At 58.3% G+C, this 23,440-nt stretch carries 17 protein-coding genes and 1 tRNA gene; 11 read left to right on the top strand and 7 right to left on the bottom strand.

The features are described from left to right. Positions 1-349: 349 nt before the first annotated feature. Positions 350-547, bottom strand: a complete 198-nt coding sequence (locus IU367_RS09905) for a DUF4250 domain-containing protein (protein ID WP_005300391.1) — start codon at positions 545-547, stop codon at positions 350-352. A 233-nt stretch (positions 548-780) separates the two neighbouring features. Here IU367_RS09905 and IU367_RS09900 point away from each other — a divergent pair, with 233 nt between their 5' ends. Then, positions 781-1,272 (top strand): cell division inhibitor SulA, encoded by a 492-nt coding sequence (locus IU367_RS09900; RefSeq protein WP_098983951.1) that lies wholly within the window; start codon positions 781-783, stop codon positions 1,270-1,272. Positions 1,273-1,548: 276 nt separating this feature from the next. Here IU367_RS09900 and IU367_RS09895 read toward each other — a convergent pair whose 3' ends face one another. Next, positions 1,549-3,072, bottom strand: coding sequence for a fumarate hydratase (locus IU367_RS09895; RefSeq protein ID WP_098983950.1), 1,524 nt, complete (start codon positions 3,070-3,072; stop codon positions 1,549-1,551). Between the two features lie 295 nt (positions 3,073-3,367). On the opposite strand from IU367_RS09895, the gene pabB reads away from it, so the two are divergent. From pabB to IU367_RS09880, 3 genes are all read left to right on the top strand, one after another. Continuing rightward, on the top strand, positions 3,368-4,654 hold the full coding sequence (gene pabB / locus IU367_RS09890; RefSeq protein WP_253852899.1) for an aminodeoxychorismate synthase component I: 1,287 nt from the start codon (positions 3,368-3,370) through the stop codon (positions 4,652-4,654). A gap of 82 nt (positions 4,655-4,736) precedes the next feature. Next, positions 4,737-5,303: a CoA pyrophosphatase gene (locus tag IU367_RS09885; protein ID WP_043557792.1), complete on the top strand. Its 567-nt coding sequence runs from the start codon at positions 4,737-4,739 to the stop codon at positions 5,301-5,303. Between the two features lie 215 nt (positions 5,304-5,518). Further along, complete coding sequence (locus tag IU367_RS09880; RefSeq protein WP_043557747.1) at positions 5,519-6,817, top strand: serine/threonine transporter; 1,299 nt, start codon at positions 5,519-5,521, stop codon at positions 6,815-6,817. Between the two features lie 458 nt (positions 6,818-7,275). On the opposite strand, the gene sstT is transcribed toward IU367_RS09880, so the two are convergent. Next, a complete protein-coding gene (gene sstT / locus IU367_RS09875; protein WP_098983948.1) occupies positions 7,276-8,526 on the bottom strand; it encodes a serine/threonine transporter SstT in 1,251 nt (416 codons plus the stop codon). Positions 8,527-8,863: 337 nt separating this feature from the next. On the opposite strand from sstT, the gene IU367_RS09870 reads away from it, so the two are divergent. The 4 genes from IU367_RS09870 (at position 8,864) to IU367_RS09855 (ending at position 16,108) form a co-directional block, all read left to right on the top strand. Further along, on the top strand, positions 8,864-10,789 hold the full coding sequence (locus tag IU367_RS09870; RefSeq protein ID WP_274454190.1) for a RecQ family ATP-dependent DNA helicase: 1,926 nt from the start codon (positions 8,864-8,866) through the stop codon (positions 10,787-10,789). Between the two features lie 571 nt (positions 10,790-11,360). Next, on the top strand, positions 11,361-13,283 hold the full coding sequence (locus tag IU367_RS09865; protein ID WP_042868375.1) for a PrkA family serine protein kinase: 1,923 nt from the start codon (positions 11,361-11,363) through the stop codon (positions 13,281-13,283). Positions 13,284-13,308: 25 nt separating this feature from the next. After that, positions 13,309-14,580: a YeaH/YhbH family protein gene (locus IU367_RS09860; protein WP_043139099.1), complete on the top strand. Its 1,272-nt coding sequence runs from the start codon at positions 13,309-13,311 to the stop codon at positions 14,578-14,580. Between the two features lie 10 nt (positions 14,581-14,590). Further along, positions 14,591-16,108 (top strand): SpoVR family protein, encoded by a 1,518-nt coding sequence (locus IU367_RS09855; protein WP_043139096.1) that lies wholly within the window; start codon positions 14,591-14,593, stop codon positions 16,106-16,108. Positions 16,109-16,166: 58 nt separating this feature from the next. On the opposite strand, the gene fadR is transcribed toward IU367_RS09855, so the two are convergent. Next, complete coding sequence (gene fadR / locus IU367_RS09850) at positions 16,167-16,880, bottom strand: fatty acid metabolism transcriptional regulator FadR (RefSeq protein WP_042869993.1); 714 nt, start codon at positions 16,878-16,880, stop codon at positions 16,167-16,169. A 333-nt stretch (positions 16,881-17,213) separates the two neighbouring features. Between fadR and nhaB the strand changes: the two genes are divergently transcribed. Both nhaB and dsbB read left to right on the top strand, forming a co-directional pair. Next, on the top strand, positions 17,214-18,794 hold the full coding sequence (nhaB, locus tag IU367_RS09845; RefSeq protein WP_274454188.1) for a sodium/proton antiporter NhaB: 1,581 nt from the start codon (positions 17,214-17,216) through the stop codon (positions 18,792-18,794). 85 nt (positions 18,795-18,879) lie between these two features. After that, positions 18,880-19,401, top strand: coding sequence for a disulfide bond formation protein DsbB (gene dsbB, locus IU367_RS09840; protein ID WP_042869989.1), 522 nt, complete (start codon positions 18,880-18,882; stop codon positions 19,399-19,401). A 266-nt stretch (positions 19,402-19,667) separates the two neighbouring features. On the opposite strand, the gene IU367_RS09835 is transcribed toward dsbB, so the two are convergent. From IU367_RS09835 to uvrB, 3 genes are all read right to left on the bottom strand, one after another. Beyond that, complete coding sequence (locus tag IU367_RS09835) at positions 19,668-20,321, bottom strand: DedA family protein (protein WP_241279129.1); 654 nt, start codon at positions 20,319-20,321, stop codon at positions 19,668-19,670. Positions 20,322-20,496: 175 nt separating this feature from the next. Continuing rightward, complete coding sequence (locus tag IU367_RS09830; protein ID WP_241279156.1) at positions 20,497-20,754, bottom strand: YkvA family protein; 258 nt, start codon at positions 20,752-20,754, stop codon at positions 20,497-20,499. Continuing rightward, positions 20,751-22,763, bottom strand: a complete 2,013-nt coding sequence (uvrB, locus tag IU367_RS09825; protein WP_098983936.1) for an excinuclease ABC subunit UvrB — start codon at positions 22,761-22,763, stop codon at positions 20,751-20,753. Before uvrB ends, IU367_RS09830 begins: the two co-directional genes overlap by 4 nt. A 133-nt stretch (positions 22,764-22,896) precedes the next feature. Between uvrB and IU367_RS09820 the strand changes: the two genes are divergently transcribed. Further along, positions 22,897-22,972 (top strand) — tRNA-Asn (locus IU367_RS09820). Positions 22,973-23,440 lie beyond the last annotated feature (468 nt).

The raw sequence follows: 23,440 nt of genomic DNA, 5'->3' as shown, positions 1-23,440 counted from the left end.
TCCCATCAGGGACCGGTGCTGTTGTTATCTCAGAATATGTTCCGGCGTGGGCATACTAGCTAAAGCCGATGGTTGAAAAGTTAACGCAAGTCACACTTTAACGCATAAAAATGACAGTTCAAGCTTGAAAACCCTTTCCTGAAACTTATTAAGCAAGAACGCTCATTCCATTTAAAATCAGCAACTTAACAAACTCATGCAAATATAAATCCGTGAATAGGTTTTCAATCATTGCCAAGTACTGAAAATCCATGAAAATAACTGAAAATACAGCGCACATTGAAATCGTTTTCAATGTGCGCTGTTCATGGGACCAGACTGACGATGCCCTGTGATGGCTATATCCCCTTTAACCATGCGCCTTGAACTGATTGCTCATGGGGTCGTAGTGATAGCCTATCTGCAATAAACGGGTCGCGAGCTGATCCTCCGTCATGTCGTAATAGGCCAATAACTCCTCCAGACCATCGCACTCCAGCCGCAGCTTCTCATTGATGATCCCGAGCAGGATATTGGCATCCAGTCGTTGCAAGGTGCTGACGTCCATCCTCATCTCTCCTCTTCACAAACCGACTGTATAACCATGAGCGCCTGCTCCCGCTTTGTCCATAGCCTAAAAAACACGCACACCCAGATGAAAGTAAATATTAATTAAAATCAATAACATGAACATAAACCCTGCCGATTAGATCACATTTTTGACCATAAATGGCTTGTCACTGGTGTGAGTTACAACTACTGTATACGCATACAGCATGGTTATTCATACAGGACAAACATATGAGCCAGCCCATGAGTCATCCCCCTTTCGCCGCCTCTGTCAGCATGAGCAATCCCTGGCCCACCCGGCATCAGGGCAAGGTGGAAGATGAACGCCTCATCGCATCTGCCAGCCAGGAACCGCCGCTGCTCGACGAGTTGGTGAGACTGAGCCACGGCGACACGGGCTGGATCCTGCTGATTGCCCCGCCGGGCCTGCCGGTAGCCAAACAGCTGCAGGCACAGGGGATCAATCCCGATCGAGTGCTGGTGGTACACAGCCCCAAGATCAAGAACTGGCAACGCATGCTGGAGCAGAGTCTGGGCAATGGCCACTGTGCGGCCGTCCTGACCTGGCTGCCTGAGCAGATCTCGCTGGATCGCGCCAAGCTGAGCAAGCTGGGGCAACGCTTCGGGGTGCTGACTCGCTTCTTCGAACCGGCAGGGACTGCCCTCCCCGTTCACAACTGCGCACTGGCCTATGGCGGACAGGATATCTACCTCAACCATTGATGCCGGCGAGAGGATGAAACCGTGCAGAGGCTGGGTCGTATGAAGAGTCGTAGGCACAGACCAAGACACCAACAGAGGTGGCAGGACGGAAAATGTTCAAGTAAACAAGGTTCAGCAGGACAACCCAGCCAGTGAACCGGTCGCCAATCCGGCCTGCCACTCATAGAAAAAGGCGACCCTGAGGTCGCCTTTTTGCGCAGTGCCTATTGTTGAACTCGATCTGCGAGTTGGCCGCTTCACCTTATGGCAGTAAAGCGGCTACCGGCAGTTGGCAACTCAGGAGAGCTTGCCATCGAGCTCGGCAATCTTGGCCGACCAGTAGGCCGGGCCTGTCTCGTGTATGTTGTTGCCCTGAGAGTCCACCGCCACAGTCACCGGCATGTCTTCCACCTCGAACTCATAGATGGCTTCCATGCCCAGATCGGCAAAGGCCACCACACGCGCCTTCTTGATCGCCTTGGCCACCAGATAGGCGGCGCCACCGACGGCCATCAGATAGACGGCCTGGTGCTGCTTGATGCTCTCGACCGTCTTGGGGCCACGCTCGGATTTGCCTATCATGCCGATGAGGCCGGTTTCACCCAGCATCATGTCGGTGAACTTGTCCATCCGGGTGGAGGTGGTGGGACCGGCCGGGCCGACCACTTCGTCACGCACCGCATCGACCGGGCCGACGTAATAGATGAAGCGGTTGGTGAAATCGACCCCTTCCGGCAGGCCTTCCCCCTTCTTGAGCATGTCGGCGATGCGCTTGTGGGCGGCGTCGCGACCGGTGAGGATCTTGCCGGAGAGCAGTACAGTATCGCCGCTCTTCCAGCTGGCAAGCTCTGCCTTGGTGATGCCGTCGACATTGACGCGGCGCACGTTGGCCCCCGCTTCGCGGGTGATCTCCGGCCAATCAGCCAGTGTTGGCGGGGTCAGCTCTGCCGGGCCCGAGCCATCCAGTTCGAAGTGGACATGGCGGGTGGCGGCGCAGTTGGGGATCATCACCACCGGCTTGGAGGCGGCATGGGTCGGGGCGCTCTTGACCTTCACGTCCAGCACGGTAGTGAGGCCGCCCAGGCCCTGAGCGCCAATCCCGAGCTTGTTGACCTTGTCATAGAGCTCGACCCGCAGCTTCTCTTCGGTGGTCTCGGGACCGCGAGCAATCAGCTCCTGAATGTCGATATGCTCCATCAAGGCTTCCTTGGCCAGCACGGCCGCCTTCTCGGCGGTGCCGCCGATGCCGATCCCCAGCATGCCAGGCGGGCACCAGCCGGCGCCCATGGTCGGCACGGTTTTCAGCACCCACTCGACCACATCATCGGAGGGGTTGAGCATCACCATCTTGGATTTGTTCTCGGAACCGCCGCCCTTGGCCGCTATGCTCACTTCTACCTTGTTGCCGGGGATCATGTCGATGTGCACGACAGCAGGGGCGTTATCCTTGGTGTTCTTGCGGCTGCCGGCCGGGTCGGCCAGTACCGAGGCGCGCAGCGGGTTGTCCGGATTGGTGTAAGCACGGCGGGTGCCCTCGTCCACCATCTCCTGCACCGTCATGTCGCTGTCCCACTGAACCTGCATGCCGATCTTGACGAAACAGGTGACGATACCCGTATCCTGACACAGGGGGCGATGGCCTTCGGCGGACATGCGGGAGTTGATCAGGATCTGGGCCAGGGCATCCTTGGCGGCCGGGTTGATCTCGCGGTCATAGGCAGCCTTGGCGGCATGGACGAAATCGAGGGGGTGATAGTAGGAGATGTACTGCAGGGCGTCGGCGACGGAATCGATAAAATCCTGTTTTTTAATGATGCTCATATCATCCTCACTGGTCCTTGTCTTCGCCGTGACGGCAGAGCAAGGGCTTCCATATGAGCCGTGCTTCGGTGTTGTGATGCCAGGCGAGGTGCCTGCCGATCCGATAGACAACGGCGTGTTTTTTCTAAAAATTCCGGCGCCTATGATACGCTTGCCCCCCCGTACCGGCTAGGGAGCAGGGTGCAAACTGTTGCCTGTGTAACAAAAAATGAAACCAACTCTTCATATCCACCATTTTGATCACCAGACGGCGCTGCATGCGCTGTTTGGCCGCCTGCATCATCAGCCCTGGGCCATGTTGCTGGAGTCGGCCGGCCCTCAAGGGGCGGACAACCGGTTTGACATCATCACAGCCGACCCGCTGGCGACCCTGCAGACCGAGGGGCCCTTGACCTGGATAGCCCAGGGTGAACAGCGCCAGTCATTTGATGCCGATCCCCTGACCCTGCTGGCACAACGGCAGCGCGAACTGCTGGGTGAGCTGGCGCCACACAGCGACGCGCTGCCTTTTATTGGCGGCGCCCTCGGGCTGTTTGGCTATGATCTGGGCCGCCGCTTCGAACGACTGCCGGTGCAGGCTGAGCGGGATGTGTCCGTGCCAGACATGGCGGTGGGCATTTACGACTGGGCGCTGCTGCGAGAGGTGGCGAGCGGCGCCTGGCAGCTGGTGCACTGGGGTGACGAGGCCGGCCTCCATCGCCGGCTGCAGTGGCTGGCCGCGCAACACGAGCTGTCAGCGCCGCCATTTGCCCTGCAAGGGGAGTGGCGCAGCAACATGAGCCGCGCCGAATATGGCGAGAAATTTGCGCGGGTACAGGCTTACCTGAGTGCCGGGGACTGTTACCAGATCAACCTGACCCAGCGCTTCAGCGCAGCTTATCGCGGTGATGAATGGCAGGCTTATCAGGCGTTGTCCCGCGCCAACCGGGCCCCCTTCTCGGCCTTTATCCGGCTGCCCCGGAGCGCCATCCTGAGCCTCTCCCCCGAGCGGTTCCTGCTGCTCGATGATCGCCATATCGAAACCAAGCCCATCAAGGGCACCCGCCCACGGCTTGCCGATCCGGGGCAAGATCAGGCCAGCGCCCTCGAACTGGCTGGCGCCGACAAGGACAGATCGGAAAATCTGATGATCGTGGATCTGCTGCGCAACGATATCGGCAGGGTGAGCCGGCCAGGTTCAGTCCATGTGCCCAGCCTGTTCGCGGTGGAGTCATTCCCGGCGGTGCACCATCTGGTCTCCACCATCCACGGCGAACTGGACAGCCGCTGGCAGGCGGTGGATCTGCTGCGCGCCTGTTTCCCGGGCGGTTCCATCACCGGAGCCCCCAAGATCAGGGCGATGGAGATCATAGAGGAGCTGGAGCCCCAGCGACGCAACGCCTACTGCGGCAGCATCGGCTACCTGAGCCAGCATGGCCGGATGGACACCAGCATCTGCATCCGCACCCTGATAGCGGCGGATGGCCAGCTGCACTGCTGGGCCGGTGGCGGCGTCATCGCCGACTCCGAGGTAGACAGCGAGTATCAGGAGACCTATGACAAGGTGGCCCGCATACTGCCGCTGCTGGATGCGCTGCGCTGAGCGCCTGACGAATGGACAGATGGATCGCCACGCGAGAGACTCAAGGGCAGATCCAAGAGAAGAGTTGAGAGACATAGCCCAGATGGACCGCACCGAACTGCTGACCCGCTTCTTGCTGCAACGCCCCGCCCCTGCCCATCGGCTGACGGTGGCAGGACTCAAGCCCGCCGCCGTCTTGCTGCCGCTGGTCGAGCGGGCCGATGGCCTGCAACTGCTGCTGACCCGTCGCAGCCCGCACCTGCGCCATCATGCGGGCCAGATAAGCTTCCCCGGGGGCAGGCAGGATCCCGACGACCGGGATCTGATCCACACCGCGCTGCGGGAAACCCAGGAAGAGCTCGGCATCGCGCCCGCCCAGATCGAGATCATAGGCACCCTCAGCCCCCTCAATACCGTCTCCCAATACGAGGTACTGCCGGTGCTGGGACTGGTGGCCGCCGATTATCAGCTCACCCTGAGCCGGGATGAGGTGGCGCAGGCCTTCGAAGTACCGCTCAATCACCTGCTGGATCCGCACCACCATATCGCCCTGACCATTCCCAGAGCCGATCACCGCCACACCATCTACTGGATACCCTGGCAAGACCACTTTATCTGGGGGGCGACCGCCAGCATGATCCGCCAACTTTCTCGCCAGATTTCGATATAACATTTCGTCAACAGATTACTGTGCAACATTTGCTCATTAACACTAAAATAACGAAGCTCTTTATAAAAAATAATTGATTAATTCTTCCTTCGATCACATTTCCGCAAAAGAGTGCGGGTCTGGCCCTCATTAAGATGAATTTCATCAACATTTTTGATTAAAAAAACCGTATCCTTGCGCCGACTAATTAAAACCACACATTCGGGGTGAGATACATGACTAATACTGTCACCGGCGCACAGGACGTTGCGACCTCACAGGAGCAAGGAACCCGCTCCATCCAATCTCGTGGTTGGACCAAACAAGACACCAGTTGGGTGATCAGCCTGTTCGGCACCGCCGTCGGCGCGGGCATACTGTTCCTGCCCATCAACGCCGGCATGGGTGGCTTCTGGCCACTGGTGGTGATGGCGCTGCTGGTCGGCCCCATGACCTACCTGGCTCACCGCGGCCTGGCCCGGTTCGTCCTCTCCTCCAGCAAGCCCAATGCCGACATCACGGAAGTGGTGGAAGAACACTTCGGGGTGGGTGCCGGTAAATTAATCACCCTGCTCTACTTCTTTGCCATCTACCCCATAGTGCTGATCTACGGTGTCGGTATCACCAACACGGTCGAAAGCTTCATGGTCAATCAGTTGCAGATGACGGCGCCACCGCGCTGGATCCTCTCCATAGTGCTGATCATGGGCATGATGTCGGTGATGCTGGCCGGCGAGAAGCTGATGCTGAAGGTCACCGAGTTTCTGGTCTACCCGCTCATCGCCATCCTGGTGGGGATCTCCTTCTACCTGATCCCGGACTGGACCGGCGCCGCCCTCTCCCAGGTCCCCTCTGCCAAGGATTTCGCCACCACCCTGTGGCTGACCATCCCGGTACTGGTGTTCTCCTTCAACCACAGCCCGGCCATCTCCAGCTTCTCCCTGGCCCAGCGCCGTGATCATGGCGAGCATGCGGTCGAGAAATCCGACGCCATTCTCAAGCGCACCGCCACCATACTACTGGGCTTCGTGATGTTCTTCGTCTTCTCCTGCGTCATGAGCCTGACCCCGGCCCAGCTGGCAGAAGCCAAGTCCCAGAACATAGCCGTGCTCTCCTACCTGGCGAACCAGCATGCCAGCCCCATCATCTCCTACTTCGGCCCGCTGGTTGCGTTCGTGGCCATCGTCTCCTCCTTCTTTGGTCACTACCTGGGTGCCCGTGAAGGCCTGAAAGGGATGATAGTGCAGAACCTGCGCAAGTCCGGCAAGGAGCCGAACCACAAGAAGGTCGAGATCTTTATCATCGCCTTCTTCATCCTGACCCTGTGGGGCACCGCCGTGGCAAACCCCTCCATCCTCGGCATGATTGAATCTCTGGGCGGCCCCATCATAGCCACCATCCTCTTCATCATGCCGATGTACGCCATCAAGCGCGTGCCAGCCATGGCGAAATATCAGGGCCACATCAGCAACGCCTTCGTCGCTCTGATGGGCACGATCGCCATCTCAGCCATCCTCTACCAGATGGTTGGCTAATCGCCAGAAGCTGACGACAAGGCCGATGCCTGCCGTAAATGCCCGCCCATCATGGCGGGCATTTTTTATGGCGTCCCCCAGCCCAAGTCGGTGACCTGACCAGGGCTGCCAGTTTGAACACCCTATCCCAGGCTGGCGTGTTATTCGCAACTTCAGGGTCGGTCTCGGCAAGGCAGGCGGATGGCATGACCTCCATCATCCCCCGGATTTTCCCCAGATAAACCTCGCGCCGCCCGTATGGCTCACGTCCATGGGTCTCTTGCCATGTCGCGGCCGCACGCTTGCAAACCGTTGATGTGGCTGACCACACTGGCCTGACCTTGCGGCCTTGCAGATAGACAAGCCGCCGCCATGGCTGGGCTTGCTTGCACACGGATCTCCTGTATTCGGCCGTGGCAAACCGGCATAAAAAACGCCCTCCGAAGAGGGCGTTTTCCATGGAGCCATGAAGCGGGCTATCAGGCTTCGGTATTGGGCACCGGCGAGGCATCCAGCAGGGTTTCATCCTCGGCCATGCAGGCCGCGGCGGTAAACAGCACGTCGGTGGAGCTGTTGAGGGCCGTTTCGGCGGAGTCCTGCAACACCCCTATGATGAAGCCCACGGCCACCACCTGCATGGCGATGTCGTTGCCGATGCCAAACAGGCTGCACGCCAGCGGGATCAGCAGCAATGAGCCGCCGGCCACGCCGGAGGCGCCGCAGGCGCTGATGGTGGCAACCACGGAGAGCAGCACGGCAGTGGCCAGATCCACTTCCATCCCCAAGGTGTGTACCGCCGCCATGGAGAGCACGGTAATGGTGATGGCGGCGCCCGCCATGTTGATGGTGGCACCCAGCGGGATGGAGACCGCATAGGTATCTTCCGGCAGACGCAGTTTTTCACACAGCGTCATGTTGACCGGAATGTTGGCGGCGGAGCTGCGGGTGAAGAAGGCGGTCACGCCGCTCTCTTTCAGGCAGGTCAGCACCAGCGGATAAGGGTTACGTCGGATCTTCCAGAACACGATGAGCGGGTTGACCACGAAGGCGATGAACAGCATGCAGCCGATCAGCACCACCAGCAGCTGGGCATAGCCAAACAGCGCATCGAAGCCGGTTTCGGCCAGGGTCGACGCGACCAGCCCCAGGATACCGAGCGGCGCGCAGCGGATCACCGCCTTGACGATGGTGGAGACGCCGTGGGAGAGATCGGTGATCATCGCCTTGGTGCTGTCATTGGCGTGGCGCATGGCGATGCCAAGACCGATGGCCCAGGCCAGGATACCGATATAGTTCGCATCCATCAGCGCCTTCACCGGGTTGGTCACCACGTTGAACAGCAGGGTCTGCAGCACCTCAGTGATGCCGCCCGGCGGGGTGATCTCGGCGCTGCTTGCCACCAGATGCAGGTTGGAGGGGAACAGGAAGCTGGCCACGACGGCGACCGCAGCAGCCAGGAAAGTGCCCAGCAGATAGAGCAGCAGGATCGGCTTCATGTTGCTCTTCTGGCCCTGCTTGTGGCCGATGATCGCCGCCATGACCAGTACAAAGACCAGCAGTGGAGCAACCGCCTTCAAGGCACCGACGAACAGGCTGCCAAGCAGACCCGCCGTTTTGGCCCATTCCGGCATGAACATGGCGAGCAGGATACCGAGTACCAGACCGACCAGGATCTGGCTAACCAGACTGGTGCTGTTGACCAGTCGCATGAGGGGGTGTTGTTGTGTCATCAAATAGTCCCTGAGCACCTAAGTGCGTGAATCATTAGTCCTGTTGGCAACCGCTACGCCAGGCGACACCCATGTCACAGGCTGGCGTCATCTGCCCCGGCAAGCCTTCTGTTGAGCCTGTCCGGAAACACACGGGATTGCGGACAAGGAATATCCCATCTGCAATCGCTTTTTTCCACATAATCACTGAAAAATATCCGGTTAACCTCACAAAAAATCTACAACAATGCGATAACACAATATCAACAGCGCCCAATTGGATGCTGTTTTCCCCCGGATAGCCGTCCAGACACTCACTGACGGTGGTATCATGCCGGTTTTGTACTGGAGTCCTGCCATGATCTCGTCCCTGTTGACCCGCCACTTCGGCTTCGACCAGTTAAGGCCCGGTCAGGAGGCGGTGATCAGCCGGTTGCTGGCAGGCCAGAGCGCCGCAGCCATCTTCCCCACCGGCTCCGGCAAGTCTCTCTGTTACCAGCTGCCCGCCCTTGCCCTGCCCCACCTGACCCTGGTGATCTCCCCGCTGATCGCATTGATGCACGATCAGCTCGCCTTCTTGCGCAGCAAGGGGATAGCCGCCGCGACCCTGGATTCGAGCCAGACGCCGGAGGAGAGCCGCCACGTGATGCAGCAGGTCAGTGACGGTCAGCTCAAGATCCTGATGATCTCGGTGGAGCGGCTCAAGAACGAGCGCTTTCGCCGCTTCATCCAGCAGGTGCCGCTGTCGATGCTGGTGGTGGATGAGGCGCACTGCATCTCGGAGTGGGGTCACAACTTTCGACCCGACTACCTCAAGCTGCCGACTTACCGCCGCGAGCTGAAGATCCCCCAGGTGTTGCTGCTGACCGCGACCGCAACGCCGGCTGTCATGGCCGACATGCAGGCCAAGTTCGATATCGAAGATGAGGGGCTGATCGTCACCGGCTTCTATCGTGCCAACCTGGATCTGGCCGTCGTGCCGCTGCCCGCCGAGGCGCGCGATGGCTGGCTGCAAGCGGAAGTGCGACGGGAGCCCGGCGCCCCCACCATCGTCTATGTCACCTTGCAACACACGGCGCAACAGTGCGCCGAGCTGCTGCAACGGACGGGGATCAGGGCGCGTGCCTATCATGCCGGGCTCGACTCGGCCCTGCGCAGCCAGATCCAGCATGACTTCATGGCAGGCAAGGTGGATTGCATCGTGGCTACCATCGCCTTTGGCATGGGGATCGACAAGGCCGATATTCGCCGGGTCATTCACTACGATCTGCCCAAATCCATCGAGAACTACAGCCAGGAGATTGGCCGTGCCGGGCGGGATGGGCTCCCTTCCCGCTGCATAGTGCTGGCCAATCGCGCCCAGCTCCCCGTGCTGGAGAATTTCGTGTACGGGGATACGCCCGATCGCACCGCCATAGTGGCGCTGCTCGAGATCCTGCAGCAAAGCGGCAGCGAGTGGGAGTTTGGTCTGCTGCGCCTCTCCAACGACACCAACATCCGTCAGTTGCCGCTCAAAACGCTGCTGGTCTATCTGGAGATGGCGGGCATCATAGCGCCTGCCTACAGCTATTTCGCCGAGTATCGCTTCAAGTTCGTGCTGGACAAGGCCGAGATCCTGGCCCGTTTCAATCCGGATCGCCGCCAGTTCCTGGAGCAGCTATTTGCCTGCGCCCCGCAGGCGCGCAGCTGGTGCACCATGGACTTCGATGCACTCTGGCAAGGCTATCAGGGGGAGCGGCAGCGAGCGGCGGCGGCACTGGATTATCTGCAACAGCAGGGCTGGATAGAGCTGGAAAGCAAGCAGATGACGGATGTCTATCGGATCCTGCGCCAGGGGGTGGACATAGATGTTCTGGCTGATGAGCTGTATGCCCTGTTCGAGAAGAAGGAGTGGAGTGAACTGGCCCGGTTGCAGGCCTTGCTGGCTTTCTTTACATCGACTCGCTGCCTGAGCCATGAACTGGCCCGCTACTTTGCCGATGAGCAGGCGCCAAGCCAGTGCGGGCACTGCTCAGTCTGCCGTGGCGAGGTCGCCGTCCTGCCACCACTACCTAGCCTCACCCTGCCCAACGAAAGCGGGTTGCGCGCCTGGTGCGATCCCCTGATCGCCTTGTGCCACAGCCGCCATCCTCGCATCCTGACCCGTTTTCTGTGCGGTATCGCCACGCCAATGACCACCCGGGTCAAGGCAAAAAGCCTGGCCGGCTTTGGCCAGCTGGCCATGCATCCGTTTGCCGACGTGCTGGCGGCCGTGTCACGGATTTACCCTGCCCATAACGACTGATCATCTCTGTGCACGTTCACACTGCGCTGAAAAAAATAAGACCCTCGCTTTTGCGAGGGTCAAGCCAACGGAAACGTGCTTAAACAGAGCTTTGTATCCAGCAGCCAACCACTCTCTTGCTAAAGCGCTGACTGCCTGACACAGGGCCAATCTAGAGCAGCCGCAATGTAGCGTCAATGTAAAAATTAGAGCCAAAGCACCAAACAGACGACATTACGCTGACGTAAACGTAATGCACTTCCCTCTTGCCATTCCCCCTCCCCTTGCCCCGTCTAGGCTGCAGCCAGATGACCCGATAAATTCGATCTTCTTTCCATTTTCTGGCAAACATTTATTTTTTATGTCTTTGACATTTACCTCACTATCGTGGCAAAAATAATTTAACAGTCAGTAACATAGGTGTGTCACTGATTGCGCCTTCCCGCATCAGGATCGGGAAGTACCCTTGCAAATTTAAACCAATAGATGGTGATGGATTACTGGGGGCTGTTGACTAGGCTTAATGAGGTAAACAGAACAAAAGTAGTGATCCACTCTTTTCAGGGTAAGCGACTATAACGAGGGCAAAGTTATGGGCATCTTCGAGCATTATCAACAGCGATACGAGAAAGCCAGGGAAGAGGAGTACAGCATCCAGGAGTTTCTGGATATGTGTAAGCAGGACAAAGCCTGCTATGCCTCCGCTGCCGAGCGCTTGCTGGTCGCCATCGGCGAGCCGGAAATGATCGACACCTCGGTCAATCCCAGACTCAGTCGCCTTTTTTCCAACCGCGTCGTCGCACGCTATCCCGCCTTCAAAGATTTCTACGGCATGGAAGAGGCCATCGAACAGATCGTTTCCTACCTCAAGCACTCGGCTCAAGGGCTGGAAGAGAAGAAGCAGATCCTCTATCTGCTGGGGCCGGTTGGCGGCGGCAAATCCTCTCTGGCTGAAAAACTCAAGTCTCTGATGCAGAAAGTGCCGGTCTATCGCATCAAGGGCTCACCGGTCAACGATCACCCCTTCTGTCTGTTCGACATCGAAGAGGATGGTGAGCTGCTGGAAAAAGAGTACGGCATCCCGCGCCGCTACCTGCGCCCCATCATGTCACCCTGGGTGGCCAAGCGACTGCACGAGTTCGGTGGCGACATCTCCAAGTTCAAGGTAGAGAAGGTCAACCCCTCCATCCTCGATCAGATTGCCATCGCCAAGACAGAACCGGGCGATGACAACAACCAGGATATCTCCTCTCTGGTCGGCAAGGTCGACATCCGCATGCTGGAGCATTTTGCCCAGGATGATGCCGATGCCTACTCCTACTCGGGGGCGCTGTGCAAGGCGAACCAGGGGATCATGGAGTTCGTGGAGATGTTCAAGGCACCCATCAAGGTGCTGCACCCGCTGCTGACCGCGACCCAGGAGGGGAACTACAACGGCACAGAGGGACTTTCCGCCCTTCCCTTCGACGGCATTCTGCTGGCTCACTCCAACGAATCCGAGTGGCAGCAGTTCCGCAACAACAAGAACAACGAGGCCTTCCTCGACCGTGTCTACATCGTCAAGGTGCCCTACTGCCTGCGTGTCTCGGAAGAGGTAAAGATCTACGAAAAACTGCTGATCAACAGTGAGTTGACCGACGCCAAGTGCGCGCCCGGCACTCTGGAGCTGCTGGGTCAGTTCTCCGTCCTCTCCCGACTGAAAGAGCCGGAAAACTCCAGCCTCTACTCCAAGATGCGGGTCTACGATGGCGAGAGCCTGAAAGACACGGATCCCAAGGCGAAGAGCTATCAGGAGTATCGCGACTATGCCGGTGTGGACGAGGGCATGAATGGCCTGTCGACCCGCTTCGCGTTCAAGATCCTCTCCCGCGTCTTCAACTTTGACCACGCGGAAGTAGCGGCCAACCCGGTGCATCTCTTCTACGTGCTGGAGCAGCAGATTGAACGTGAGCAGTTCCCGCAGGAGCTGCATGATCGCTATCTCGAGTTCATCAAGGGCTATCTGACCCCGCGCTATGTGGAGTTCATCGGCAAGGAGATCCAGACCGCTTACCTCGAATCCTATTCGGAGTACGGCCAGAACATCTTCGATCGCTACGTCACCTACGCCGACTTCTGGATCCAAGATCAGGAGTACCGTGACCCGGAAACCGGTCAGCTGTTTGACAGGGCATCGCTCAACAGTGAGCTGGAGAAGATTGAGAAACCCGCCGGGATCAGCAATCCGAAGGATTTTCGCAACGAAATCGTCAACTTCGTGCTGCGGGCCCGAGCCAACAATGCAGGCCGTAACCCCAACTGGACCAGTTACGAGAAGCTGCGCACCGTGATCGAGAAGAAGATGTTCTCTAACACGGAAGAGCTGCTGCCGGTTATCTCCTTCAACAGCAAAACCTCGGCCGAGGAGCAGAAGAAGCACGATAACTTTGTCGAACGGATGATGGAGAAAGGCTACACCCGCAAACAGGTGCGACTGCTCTCCGAATGGTATCTCAGGGTACGCAAGTCATCCTGACCCTGCCGTGGTTCAAGGGGGAGTTATGGCGCATTTTATCGACCGCAGGCTCAACGGCAAAAACAAAAGCGCTGTCAATCGGCAGCGCTTCATCCGCCGCTACAAGAAGCAGATCAAACAAGCGGTCTCGGATGCTGTCTCCAAGCGCAGCATTCAGGACGTAGACAAGGGCGAGAGCATCAGCATCCCGACCAAGGATATCGGCGAACCCCATTTCCATCAGGGGCAAGGCGGTAAACGGGAGATGGTGCATCCCGGCAACGATCAATTCGTCTCTGGTGACAAGATTGACCGCCCCAAGGGAGGGGGCGCAGGCCAGGGATCGGGCGAAGGCCAGGCATCCAATCAGGGGGAAGGTGCTGACGATTTCGTGTTCCAGATCTCCAAGGATGAGTATCTGGACCTGCTGTTTGAAGATCTGGAGCTGCCACGCCTGCAGAAAACCCAGCTCAACCAGCTGATGGAAGTGAAAACCTACCGGGCGGGCTACACCTCCAACGGGGTGCCCGCCAATATCAACGTGGTGCGTTCGCTGCAAAACTCATTGGCCCGGCGCATGGCGCTGCAGTCGGGCAAGAAACGCCAGCTTCATGAGCTGGAAGAGCGGCTGACCCTGCTGGCAGCCGATCCCAACGAGCATTTCGCCGAAATTGCCCTGCTTGAGAAGGAGATCAGAGAGCTGAAACGGCGGATCGCAGCCGTGCCCTTCATCGACACCTTCGATCTCAAATTCAACAACTTCGTCAAACGGCCCGTGCCTTCCAGCCAGGCGGTGATGTTCTGCCTGATGGACGTGTCGGGCTCCATGGATCAGGCCACCAAGGAGATGGCCAAGCGCTTCTACATCCTGCTCTATCTGTTCCTGAGCCGGACCTACAAGAACGTGGAAGTGGTCTACATTCGCCACCACACCCAGGCCAAGGAAGTGGACGAACACGAGTTTTTCTACTCCCAGGAAACGGGTGGCACCATAGTCTCCAGCGCGCTCAAGATGATGAACGACATCATCAACGAGCGTTACCCCGCCCATCAATGGAACATCTATGCGGCGCAAGCCTCGGATGGTGACAACTGGGCCGATGATTCACCGCAATGCCGGGAGATCCTGACACGGGACATCATGCCGCGGGTGCGGTACTACTCCTACATCGAGATCACCACCCGCGCCCACCAGACCCTGTGGCACGAGTATGAGTCTGTGGCTAGCCAGTTCCCCCACTTCGCGATGGAGCACATTCGCAAGGTCGAGGATATTTATCCGGTATTCCGGGAGCTGTTCAAGAAGCAAGCGGCGTGAGGGAGGCCATATGGTAGAAACCGCAAGAAAAGTACCGCCACTGGACGATGGCCCGGACTGGAACTTCGATCTGCTGGAAACTTATCATCAGGAGATCGCCCGGGTCGCCAGGTTTTATCGACTGGATACCTACCCCAACCAGATCGAAGTGATCACGGCAGAACAGATGATGGATGCCTACTCCAGTGTCGGCATGCCCATCGGCTACCAGCACTGGTCATTTGGCAAACGCTTCATCCACACCGAGCGCAACTACAAGCGCGGCCAGATGGGGCTGGCCTATGAAATCGTCATCAACTCGGATCCCTGCATCGCCTACCTGATGGAGGAAAACACAATGCCGATGCAGGCGCTGGTGATGGCGCACGCCTGCTATGGCCACAACTCCTTCTTCAAGAACAACTATCTGTTCAAGACCTGGACCGACGCCTCCTCCATCATCGACTACCTGCTGTTCGCCAAGAACTACATCACCGAATGCGAAGAGAAACACGGCATAGATGCGGTGGAGAAGCTGCTCGACTCCTGCCATGCGCTGATGAACTTTGGTGTAGATCGTTACAAGCGGCCGCAGAAAATCTCGCTGGCGGAGGAGAAGCGTCGCCAAAAGGCCCGGGAAGACTACCTGCAGACCCAGGTCAACGAACTGTGGCGCACCCTGCCCAAGCAGCACAAGGCCTTGGGGGTTGAAGACAGACGCTATCCGGCCGAGCCGCAGGAGAACATCCTCTACTTCATAGAGAAGAATGCCCCCCTGCTTGAGCCCTGGCAGCGCGAGATAGTGCGCATAGTGCGCAAGATCAGCCAGTACTTCTACCCGCAAAAGCAGACTCAGGTGATGAACGAAGGCTGGGCCACCTTCTGGCACTACACCATCCTCAACCACCTGTATGACGAGGGCAAGATCAGCGATCGCTTCATGATAGAGGTGCTGCACAGCCACACCAACGTGGTGTACCAGCCCCCTTACAACAGCCGCTACTACTCGGGGATCAACCCCTACGCACTCGGTTTCGCCATGTTCACCGATCTGCGCCGCATCTGCGAGAACCCGACCGAGGAGGACAGATACTGGTTCCCCGATTACGCCGGCACCAACTGGGTGGATACCCTGCATTTCGCCATGCAGAACTTCAAGGACGAGAGCTTCATCAGTCAGTTCCTGAGTCCCAAGGTGATGCGGGAGATGAAGCTGTTCGCCATCGACGATGACGATCTGAAGAACTACCTCAAGGTCTCCGCCATCCACAACGAGGAGGGTTATCGACTGGTACGCAATACCCTGTCGGCCCAGTACAACTTGAGCAATCTGGAGCCCAACATTCAGGTCTACAACGTGGCGGTGAAGGGCGATCGTTCGCTGACCCTGCGCTATGTGCCGCACAACCGGATCCCGCTGGGGGATTCCCGCCACGAGGTGCTCAGGCATCTGCATCAGCTATGGGGATTCGATGTGGTGCTGGAGCAGGATAACGGCGACTTGCCTGCCGACATCATAGGCCGCTGTCCGGAGAAGAAACCGGCCTGAGGCCACTTTCAGCCATAAAAAAACGCGCCAGAAGGCGCGTTTTTCTTTGCATCAGCAATCAGTTATCGCACAGATTGCTCGGCATGTCCTGACGCAGGCGGGTCCACAGCTTGCCGGACTCTATCCCGTACTGGCGTACCGTCATGAACACGGCCTCGTGATTCTTGGTCTCGGCCAGACCCAGCAAGGTCTTGTAATAGGCATCCGCCGTTTCACGAGCCTGCTTGTCAGAGAAGTAGTAACGTCCAACCCGACTATAGAGCCCCTTGAAGCCATTGAGGATCAGGGCGTAGATGGGGTTGCCGGAGGCAAAGGAGAGCTGGTGATGCAGACGGTAATCAAACTCCGCATACGCTTCCGGAGTGCTGTCCACCGCATTGGCACCACGCAGTATCTCGGCGGCTTGCTCAGGATTGTTGCGGATCGCGCCACGGATGAAGATGGTGCAGATATTGGTGCGGGCTGACAGCAGCTGGGCCACCAGATCCGGTACCTTGTCCTGATCCAGACGGGCCAAAGTTTCCAGGATGTTGAGACCCGAGGTCTCCCAGAAATTGTTCACCTTGGTCGGTTTGCCATGCTGGATGGTGAGCCAGCCATCGCGGGCCAGACGCTGCAGCACTTCGCGCAAGGTAGTACGAGTCACCCCGATCAGCTCGGACAGCTCGCGCTCGGCCGGCAATATGGATCCTGGAGGAAAGCGATTGTTCCAGATGGACTCGATGATGTATTCCTCGGCAAACCCTGCAGGGCTCTGCGCTTTTATGACCATGTAGTGACTCTGTTGTAGTACGTAAAAAGGCCCACGAATAATAGCAAAGCAGAGAGGGCTGGCAAGCAGAAGGTCAGTCCTCTGCTCACATAAGCAGGCTATCTTGTTAAATAAATGTATGTATTTCCACCATGGGTGCCAGCCAACCCCGCCGTCTGGCGATAAAACGGACATTCTCTTGGGCAAGGGTCACTATGTTATTTATAGTTAAGGCCATTTTTGATTAAAATCATGAGGAATCAATCTGATAAGGGACAACATCCGGATGTTCTGGTCGAGCCTGTCTTGACTGCATAGACGCAGATACCCACAACAAAACAGAGACCCATTATTATGCCAATCAGCTTAGGACAAGCCTTTGCCAGGAACTTCCTGGGCAATGCGCCCCAGTGGTACAAGGCCGCCATTCTGCTATTTCTGCTGATCAACCCGATCGCCTTCCATCTCGACCCTTTCGCCGCCGGCTGGCTGCTGGTGGTCGAATTCATCTTCACCCTGGCCATGGCGCTCAAGTGCTATCCACTGCAACCCGGTGGCTTGCTTGCCATCGAGGCCGTGCTGATCGGCATGACCTCGGCAGAGCAGGTCAAGCATGAGCTGGTGGCCAACATAGAGGTGCTGCTGCTGCTGGTGTTCATGGTGGCCGGCATCTACTTCATGAAGCAGTTGCTGCTCTACGTGTTTACCAAGCTGCTGATCCGTATCCACTCCAAGACCCTGCTCTCCCTGGCGTTTTGCCTGGTATCGGCCTTCCTGTCTGCCTTCCTCGACGCCCTGACCGTGATTGCCGTGGTGATCAGCGTCGCGACGGGCTTCTACGCCATCTACCACAAGGTCTCCTCCGGCAAGGATTTCGGCAATTCACACGACTACACCAACGACAATTCCGTCAACGAACTCAATCGCCAGCATCTGGACGACTTCCGTGCCTTCCTGCGCAGCCTGATGATGCACGCCGCCATAGGGACGGCCCTCGGCGGTGTCTGTACCCTGGTGGGAGAGCCGCAGAACCTCATCATAGGTGAGCAGGCTGGCTGGCATTTTGGTGAATTTGCCATCCGCATGTCACCGGTCACAGTTCCCGTGTTTTTCTGCGGCCTGCTCACCTGCATCCTGGTCGAGAAGTGCCGCTGGTTTGGCTATGGCGCCCAGTTGCCGGATGCGGTGCGTCGCATCATGGAGGATTACAACCGCTACGAAGAGGCCGAGCGCTCCCCACAAGACAAGGCCAAGCTGATCGTACAGGCGCTGATCGCCCTCTGGCTGATCGCAGGGCTGGCCATGCACTTGGCAGCCGTCGGGCTGATCGGGTTGTCTGTCATAGTACTGGCGACCTCACTGACCGGCATCACGGAGGAGCATTCGCTCGGCAAGGCGTTCCAGGAGGCCCTGCCCTTCACCGCTCTGCTCGCCGTCTTCTTCAGCGTGGTGGCCGTCATCATAGATCAGCAGCTGTTCAAACCCGTGATCCAGTGGGTGCTGGCAGCCGAGCCGGACGATCAACTCGCCCTCTTCTATCTGGCCAACGGCCTGCTCTCCATGGTCAGCGACAACGTCTTCGTCGGCACCGTCTACATCAATGAGGTGAAGACGGCCCTGCTCAACAACGCCATCAGCCGTGAACAGTTCGATCTGCTGGCCGTCGCCATCAATACCGGCACCAACCTGCCGTCAGTCGCCACCCCCAACGGCCAGGCCGCCTTCCTGTTCATGCTGACCTCGGCACTGGCTCCCTTGTTGCGCCTCTCCTATGGCCGCATGGTATGGATGGCGCTGCCCTATACCCTGGTGCTGGGGCTGGTGGGTTTCGTCTCGGTGGAGATGCTGCTCGGCCCGGTAACCGAGTGGTTCTATCAGGCCGGTTGGCTGGTGCTCGACAAGGTCACACCTACGGTGCTGCCTGTACTGCACTGATCCCATAAGGGCCCGCCTGGGCCCTTTCTTTTTAACCCCTGCTCTGCTCTAATTCAGCCACTGTTTTTTCTGTGAGATCAACCAGATGATTGAGTTTCTGCGACGTATCGCCGCCCATCGGCTGGCATGGGGCCTGCTTGCCGCCTCCGCCCTGTTCCTCGAGTTGAGCGCCCTCTTCTTCCAGCACGTGCTGGGCCTGCATCCCTGCGTCATGTGCGTCTATGAGCGGATCGCCACGCTGGGGGTCATATCGGCAGGCCTGCTTGGTATGGTGGCACCGCAGAAGTGGTATGTGCGCTGGAGCGCCCTGCTGCTGTGGGGCTACAGTGCCTTCCGCGGCCTCCAGCTGGCGCTCAAGCACGTGGATTATCAGATGAACCCCTCCCCGTTCAACGTCTGCAGCCCCTTTGCCGACTTCCCGAGCTGGGCGCCGCTGGATCAGTGGGTCCCCTGGCTGTTCTTCCCGGATGGGGATTGCAGCGAGATCAGCTGGCAGTTTCTGAGCTTCTCCATGCCCCAGTGGCTGGTGGCCATCTTCGCCGCCTACCTGCTGGTCTTCGTGGTGGTAGCCATCGGCAACCTGGTCAAGGGCCGCTGCTGCAGCTAAACCAGACAGTGCCATTAAAAATGGGAGCCATTGGCTCCCATTTTTTCAATCATTATCCATCGCCAGACCCAGCGCTCATCCGCTTCCAACACGCACTCACCATGCCGTAGCCAGCTTAGCCGCCTGCACGCGGGTTTATGCGGTGGTGGCCATCGGCAATCTGGTCAAGGGTCGCTGCTGCAGCTGAGGCTGCCAATACCACATAAAAAGGGGAGCCACTGGCTCCCCTTTTCTCATGCTGATCTCTCACCCATACAAGATGTGGATCAGGATGCCGCCTTGCTGGCGTTCATCCTGGCCTTCACCATGCCGATCACCATGGGCAACAGCGAGATGCCGATGATACCGAAGATGAGCAGCGTAAAGTTCTGACGCACCACAGGCAGATTGCCAAAGAAGTGGCCGGCGTAGACGAACGAGAGCACCCACAACAGGCCGCCCACCAGGTTGAACACCAGGAAGCGCGGGTAGGTCATGGCGCCCATGCCCGCTACGAAGGGGGCAAAGGTACGCACGATCGGCAGGAAGCGGGTGATGATGATGGTCTTGCCGCCATGACGCGCATAGAAGGCATGAGTCTTGTCCAGATAGTCCCGACGGAAGATCTTGGAGTCCGGATTGCGGAACAACTGCTCCCCGAAGAAGTGACCTATGGTGTAGTTGACCACGTTGCCGAGCACGGCGGCCACGATCAGCAGCCCAGCCAGGGTATGCACGTCCAGCACGCTGCCGACGGTGAGGGCTCCGGCCGCAAACAGCAGGGAGTCACCCGGCAGGAAGGGTGTCACTACCAGCCCGGTTTCACAGAAGATGATCAGAAACAGGATGGCGTAAACCCAGACACCATAGTTTTCGAACAGCTCTTTCAAATGCACGTCGACGTGCAGGATAAAGTCGATTGCAAACAGGATCAGATCCATTTTTTCATACTCATAAAGTGAACGGCGTGGAGTCTACGCCAATGCATCCAGGGTCACAATCTCCCTATTATGCTCTTTTTAATCAGTGGAAAACGAAATCCAATCGATTCCCTTTTTTACCTGAAAAAGATAAAAAACCGGCTCCTGTTCACCCCTGATTAAGAGGGGAACTGATTCAGTTTCGTTTATCCAGCGTCAGCCTGACGTGTTCAGGCAGGCATTTCTCCCAGCCCCACAGCAACACCAGCAGTAGAGTCACATCATCGAGCCAGCCGAGCAGGGGCACCACATCGGGGATAAGATCCACCGGGCTGATGCCATAGAGCAAAATGAGGATCACCAGCCCCTTGGCCCACCAGGGGGTGGCCGGATGGCGAAAGCCCAGATAGAGGCGACGCACGCGCCGCCAGATGAGCCAGCGTTTGCCCATCAGCTTTCGATCAACTCGTGGCGCAGCCGCTGGATCTGGTCTCGCAACGCGGCCGCCTGTTCGAACTCCAGATCCCGCGCATGCTGGAACATCTGCTCTTCCATCCGCTTGATCTCTTTGGCGATCTCGCTGGCGGAGCGGGCATGATATTCCCCTTGTGGCTCGGCTGCCTTGCGACCGCCCCTGCCCGCCTTGCCCGCGCTGCGGCTGCCCCCCATATCCATCACGTCCCCCACCGACTTGTTGAGCCCCTTGGGGGTAATGCCGTGTTCGAGGTTGTGGGCATGCTGCAGGGCGCGGCGGCGCTCTGTCTCCTCAATGGCCACCCTCATGGAGTTGGTGATGGTATCCCCATAGAGAATGACCTTGCCGTTGAGGTTGCGGGCGGCACGGCCAATGGTCTGGATCAACGACCGGGTGGAGCGCAGGAAGCCCTCCTTGTCCGCATCCAGAATGGCCACCAGGGAGACCTCCGGCATGTCTAGCCCTTCGCGCAACAGGTTGATGCCCACCAGCACGTCGAACTTGCCGAGGCGCAGATCGCGGATGATCTCCACCCGCTCGACGGTGTCGATGTCGGAGTGCAAATAACGCACCCGCACGTCGTGATCCGCCAGATACTCGGTCAAGTCCTCCGACATCCGTTTGGTGAGCGTGGTCACCAGCACCCGCTCCTCCACCGCGACCCGCAGCCGGATCTCGGAGAGCAGATCGTCCACCTGGGTGGTAACAGGCCGCACCTCGATCTCGGGATCGAGCAAGCCGGTGGGACGCACCACCTGCTGCACCACGTCGCCACCGGACTTGTCCAGCTCGTAAGGGCCAGGGGTCGCCGAGACAAACACCGTCTGCGGCATCAGGGCCTCGAATTCATCAAACTTCAGCGGCCGGTTGTCGAGTGCCGAGGGCAGCCGGAAACCGTACTCCACCAGGGTCTCCTTGCGGGACCTGTCCCCTTTGAACATGGCGCCTATCTGCGGCACGGTAACGTGAGACTCGTCGATGATGAGCAGGCCATCCCCCGGCAGGTAGTCAAACAGGGTGGGCGGCGGCTCCCCTGGCGCCCGGCCCGAGAGATAGCGGCTGTAGTTCTCGATGCCGGAGCAGTAACCGAGCTCCTGCATCATCTCCATGTCGAACTGGGTACGCTGGCTGATGCGCTGCTCCTCCACCAGCTTGTTGAGCGACAACAGCTGCTCCCGGCGGCTCCTGAGCTCCTCCTTGATGTGTTCGATGGCGCCCAGTATGGTCTCGCGCGGGGTGGCGTAGTGGGTCTTGGGGTAGATGGTGTAGCGCACCACAGTCTGCTCGATGGCACCGGTCAGGGGATCGAACTGGGAGAGCCGCTCCACCTCCTCGTCAAACAGCTCCACCCGCAACGCCAGCTTGTCCGATTCGGCGGGATAGATGTCGATCACCTCGCCCCGCACCCGGAAGGTGCCGCGCTGAAACGCCATGTCGTTGCGGGTGTATTGCAGCTCGGCGAGGCGGCGCAGTATGTCCCGCTGGTTGATCAGGTCCCCGACTTTGAGGTGCAGCATCATGCTGAGATAGGCTTGGGGATCCCCCAGACCATAGATGGCCGACACAGAGGCGACTATGATCACGTCCCGCCGCTCCAGCAGGGCCTTGGTGGCCGACAGCCGCATCTGCTCTATGTGATCGTTGATGGAGGCATCCTTCTCGATGAAGGTGTCCGTGGTCGGCACATAGGCCTCGGGCTGGTAGTAGTCGTAGTAGGAGACGAAATACTCCACCGAGTTGTCGGGGAAGAACTCCTTCATCTCGCCATAGAGCTGGGCCGCCAGCGTCTTGTTGGGGGCCAGTATCATGGTGGGACGGTTCAGGGTCGCGATCACGTTGGCCATGGTGAAGGTCTTGCCCGAGCCAGTCACCCCGAGCAGGGTCTGGTGGGCGAGGCCGGACTCTATGCCATCGAGCAGGCGGGCGATCGCCTCTGGCTGATCGCCCGCGGGTTCAAACTGGCTGGCCAACTGGAATAACTTGCTCATGACGACTCCCGGCAAAAAACGGCAAGGCAGAAGTGTACTCCGAGTTGGGGTGGCCTGGGTATCCACTCTCCTGCCCAAGCGGCTATTGACCTCGAAAAGCGAGCTCTGTATAGTGCCCCTCCTTGCCTGATGTTCCCCCGTAGTTCAGTCGGTAGAACGGCGGACTGTTAATCCGTATGTCACTGGTTCAAGTCCAGTCGGGGGAGCCAATTCCTCACCATCTCGGTGCAAGTTATCCACTTTAGTGCTTTCCTCTGCCAATTTTAATGCACAAGCCGCACCCTGCGGTGACAACCTCTCATTGCTCCCTCTCCCGCCCCGACAGCGTTTTGTTCTGTCACACCTAACCATTTGATTTTTATAGAAACATTTTTTTCCGGTATTTTTTGAACAGCCCTTGCGCCCCAGTATTGGCGCGGCCTGCAGGCTGATCACCAAGTTTCACGCACAGGGTTATCCACAGATTTTGTGGGTAAGTCAGCCAAAGCCAGTCGTGGCTTAGCCTCGCAGGCCATCGCCGCCAGCGAGAGCCCATTTTCCTTGCCGCCCCCATTTTCTGCTGTTTTTGAGCGCCCCCCCGAATGGGTCAAAAGGCCAGCGAACAGATACTTTTTCCAGATATCTTTTCGCCATCCCATACGCCATGGGTCACCCCCCATCCGGTCCCCCAATACCCG

It is taken from the genome of Aeromonas bestiarum (assembly GCF_028751155.1).
In the GTDB taxonomy this organism is placed as follows: Bacteria; Pseudomonadota; Gammaproteobacteria; order Enterobacterales; family Aeromonadaceae; genus Aeromonas; species Aeromonas bestiarum.
Note: the sequence above shows the minus strand (reverse complement) of the source record. Positions and strands in the feature narration are given on the sequence as shown.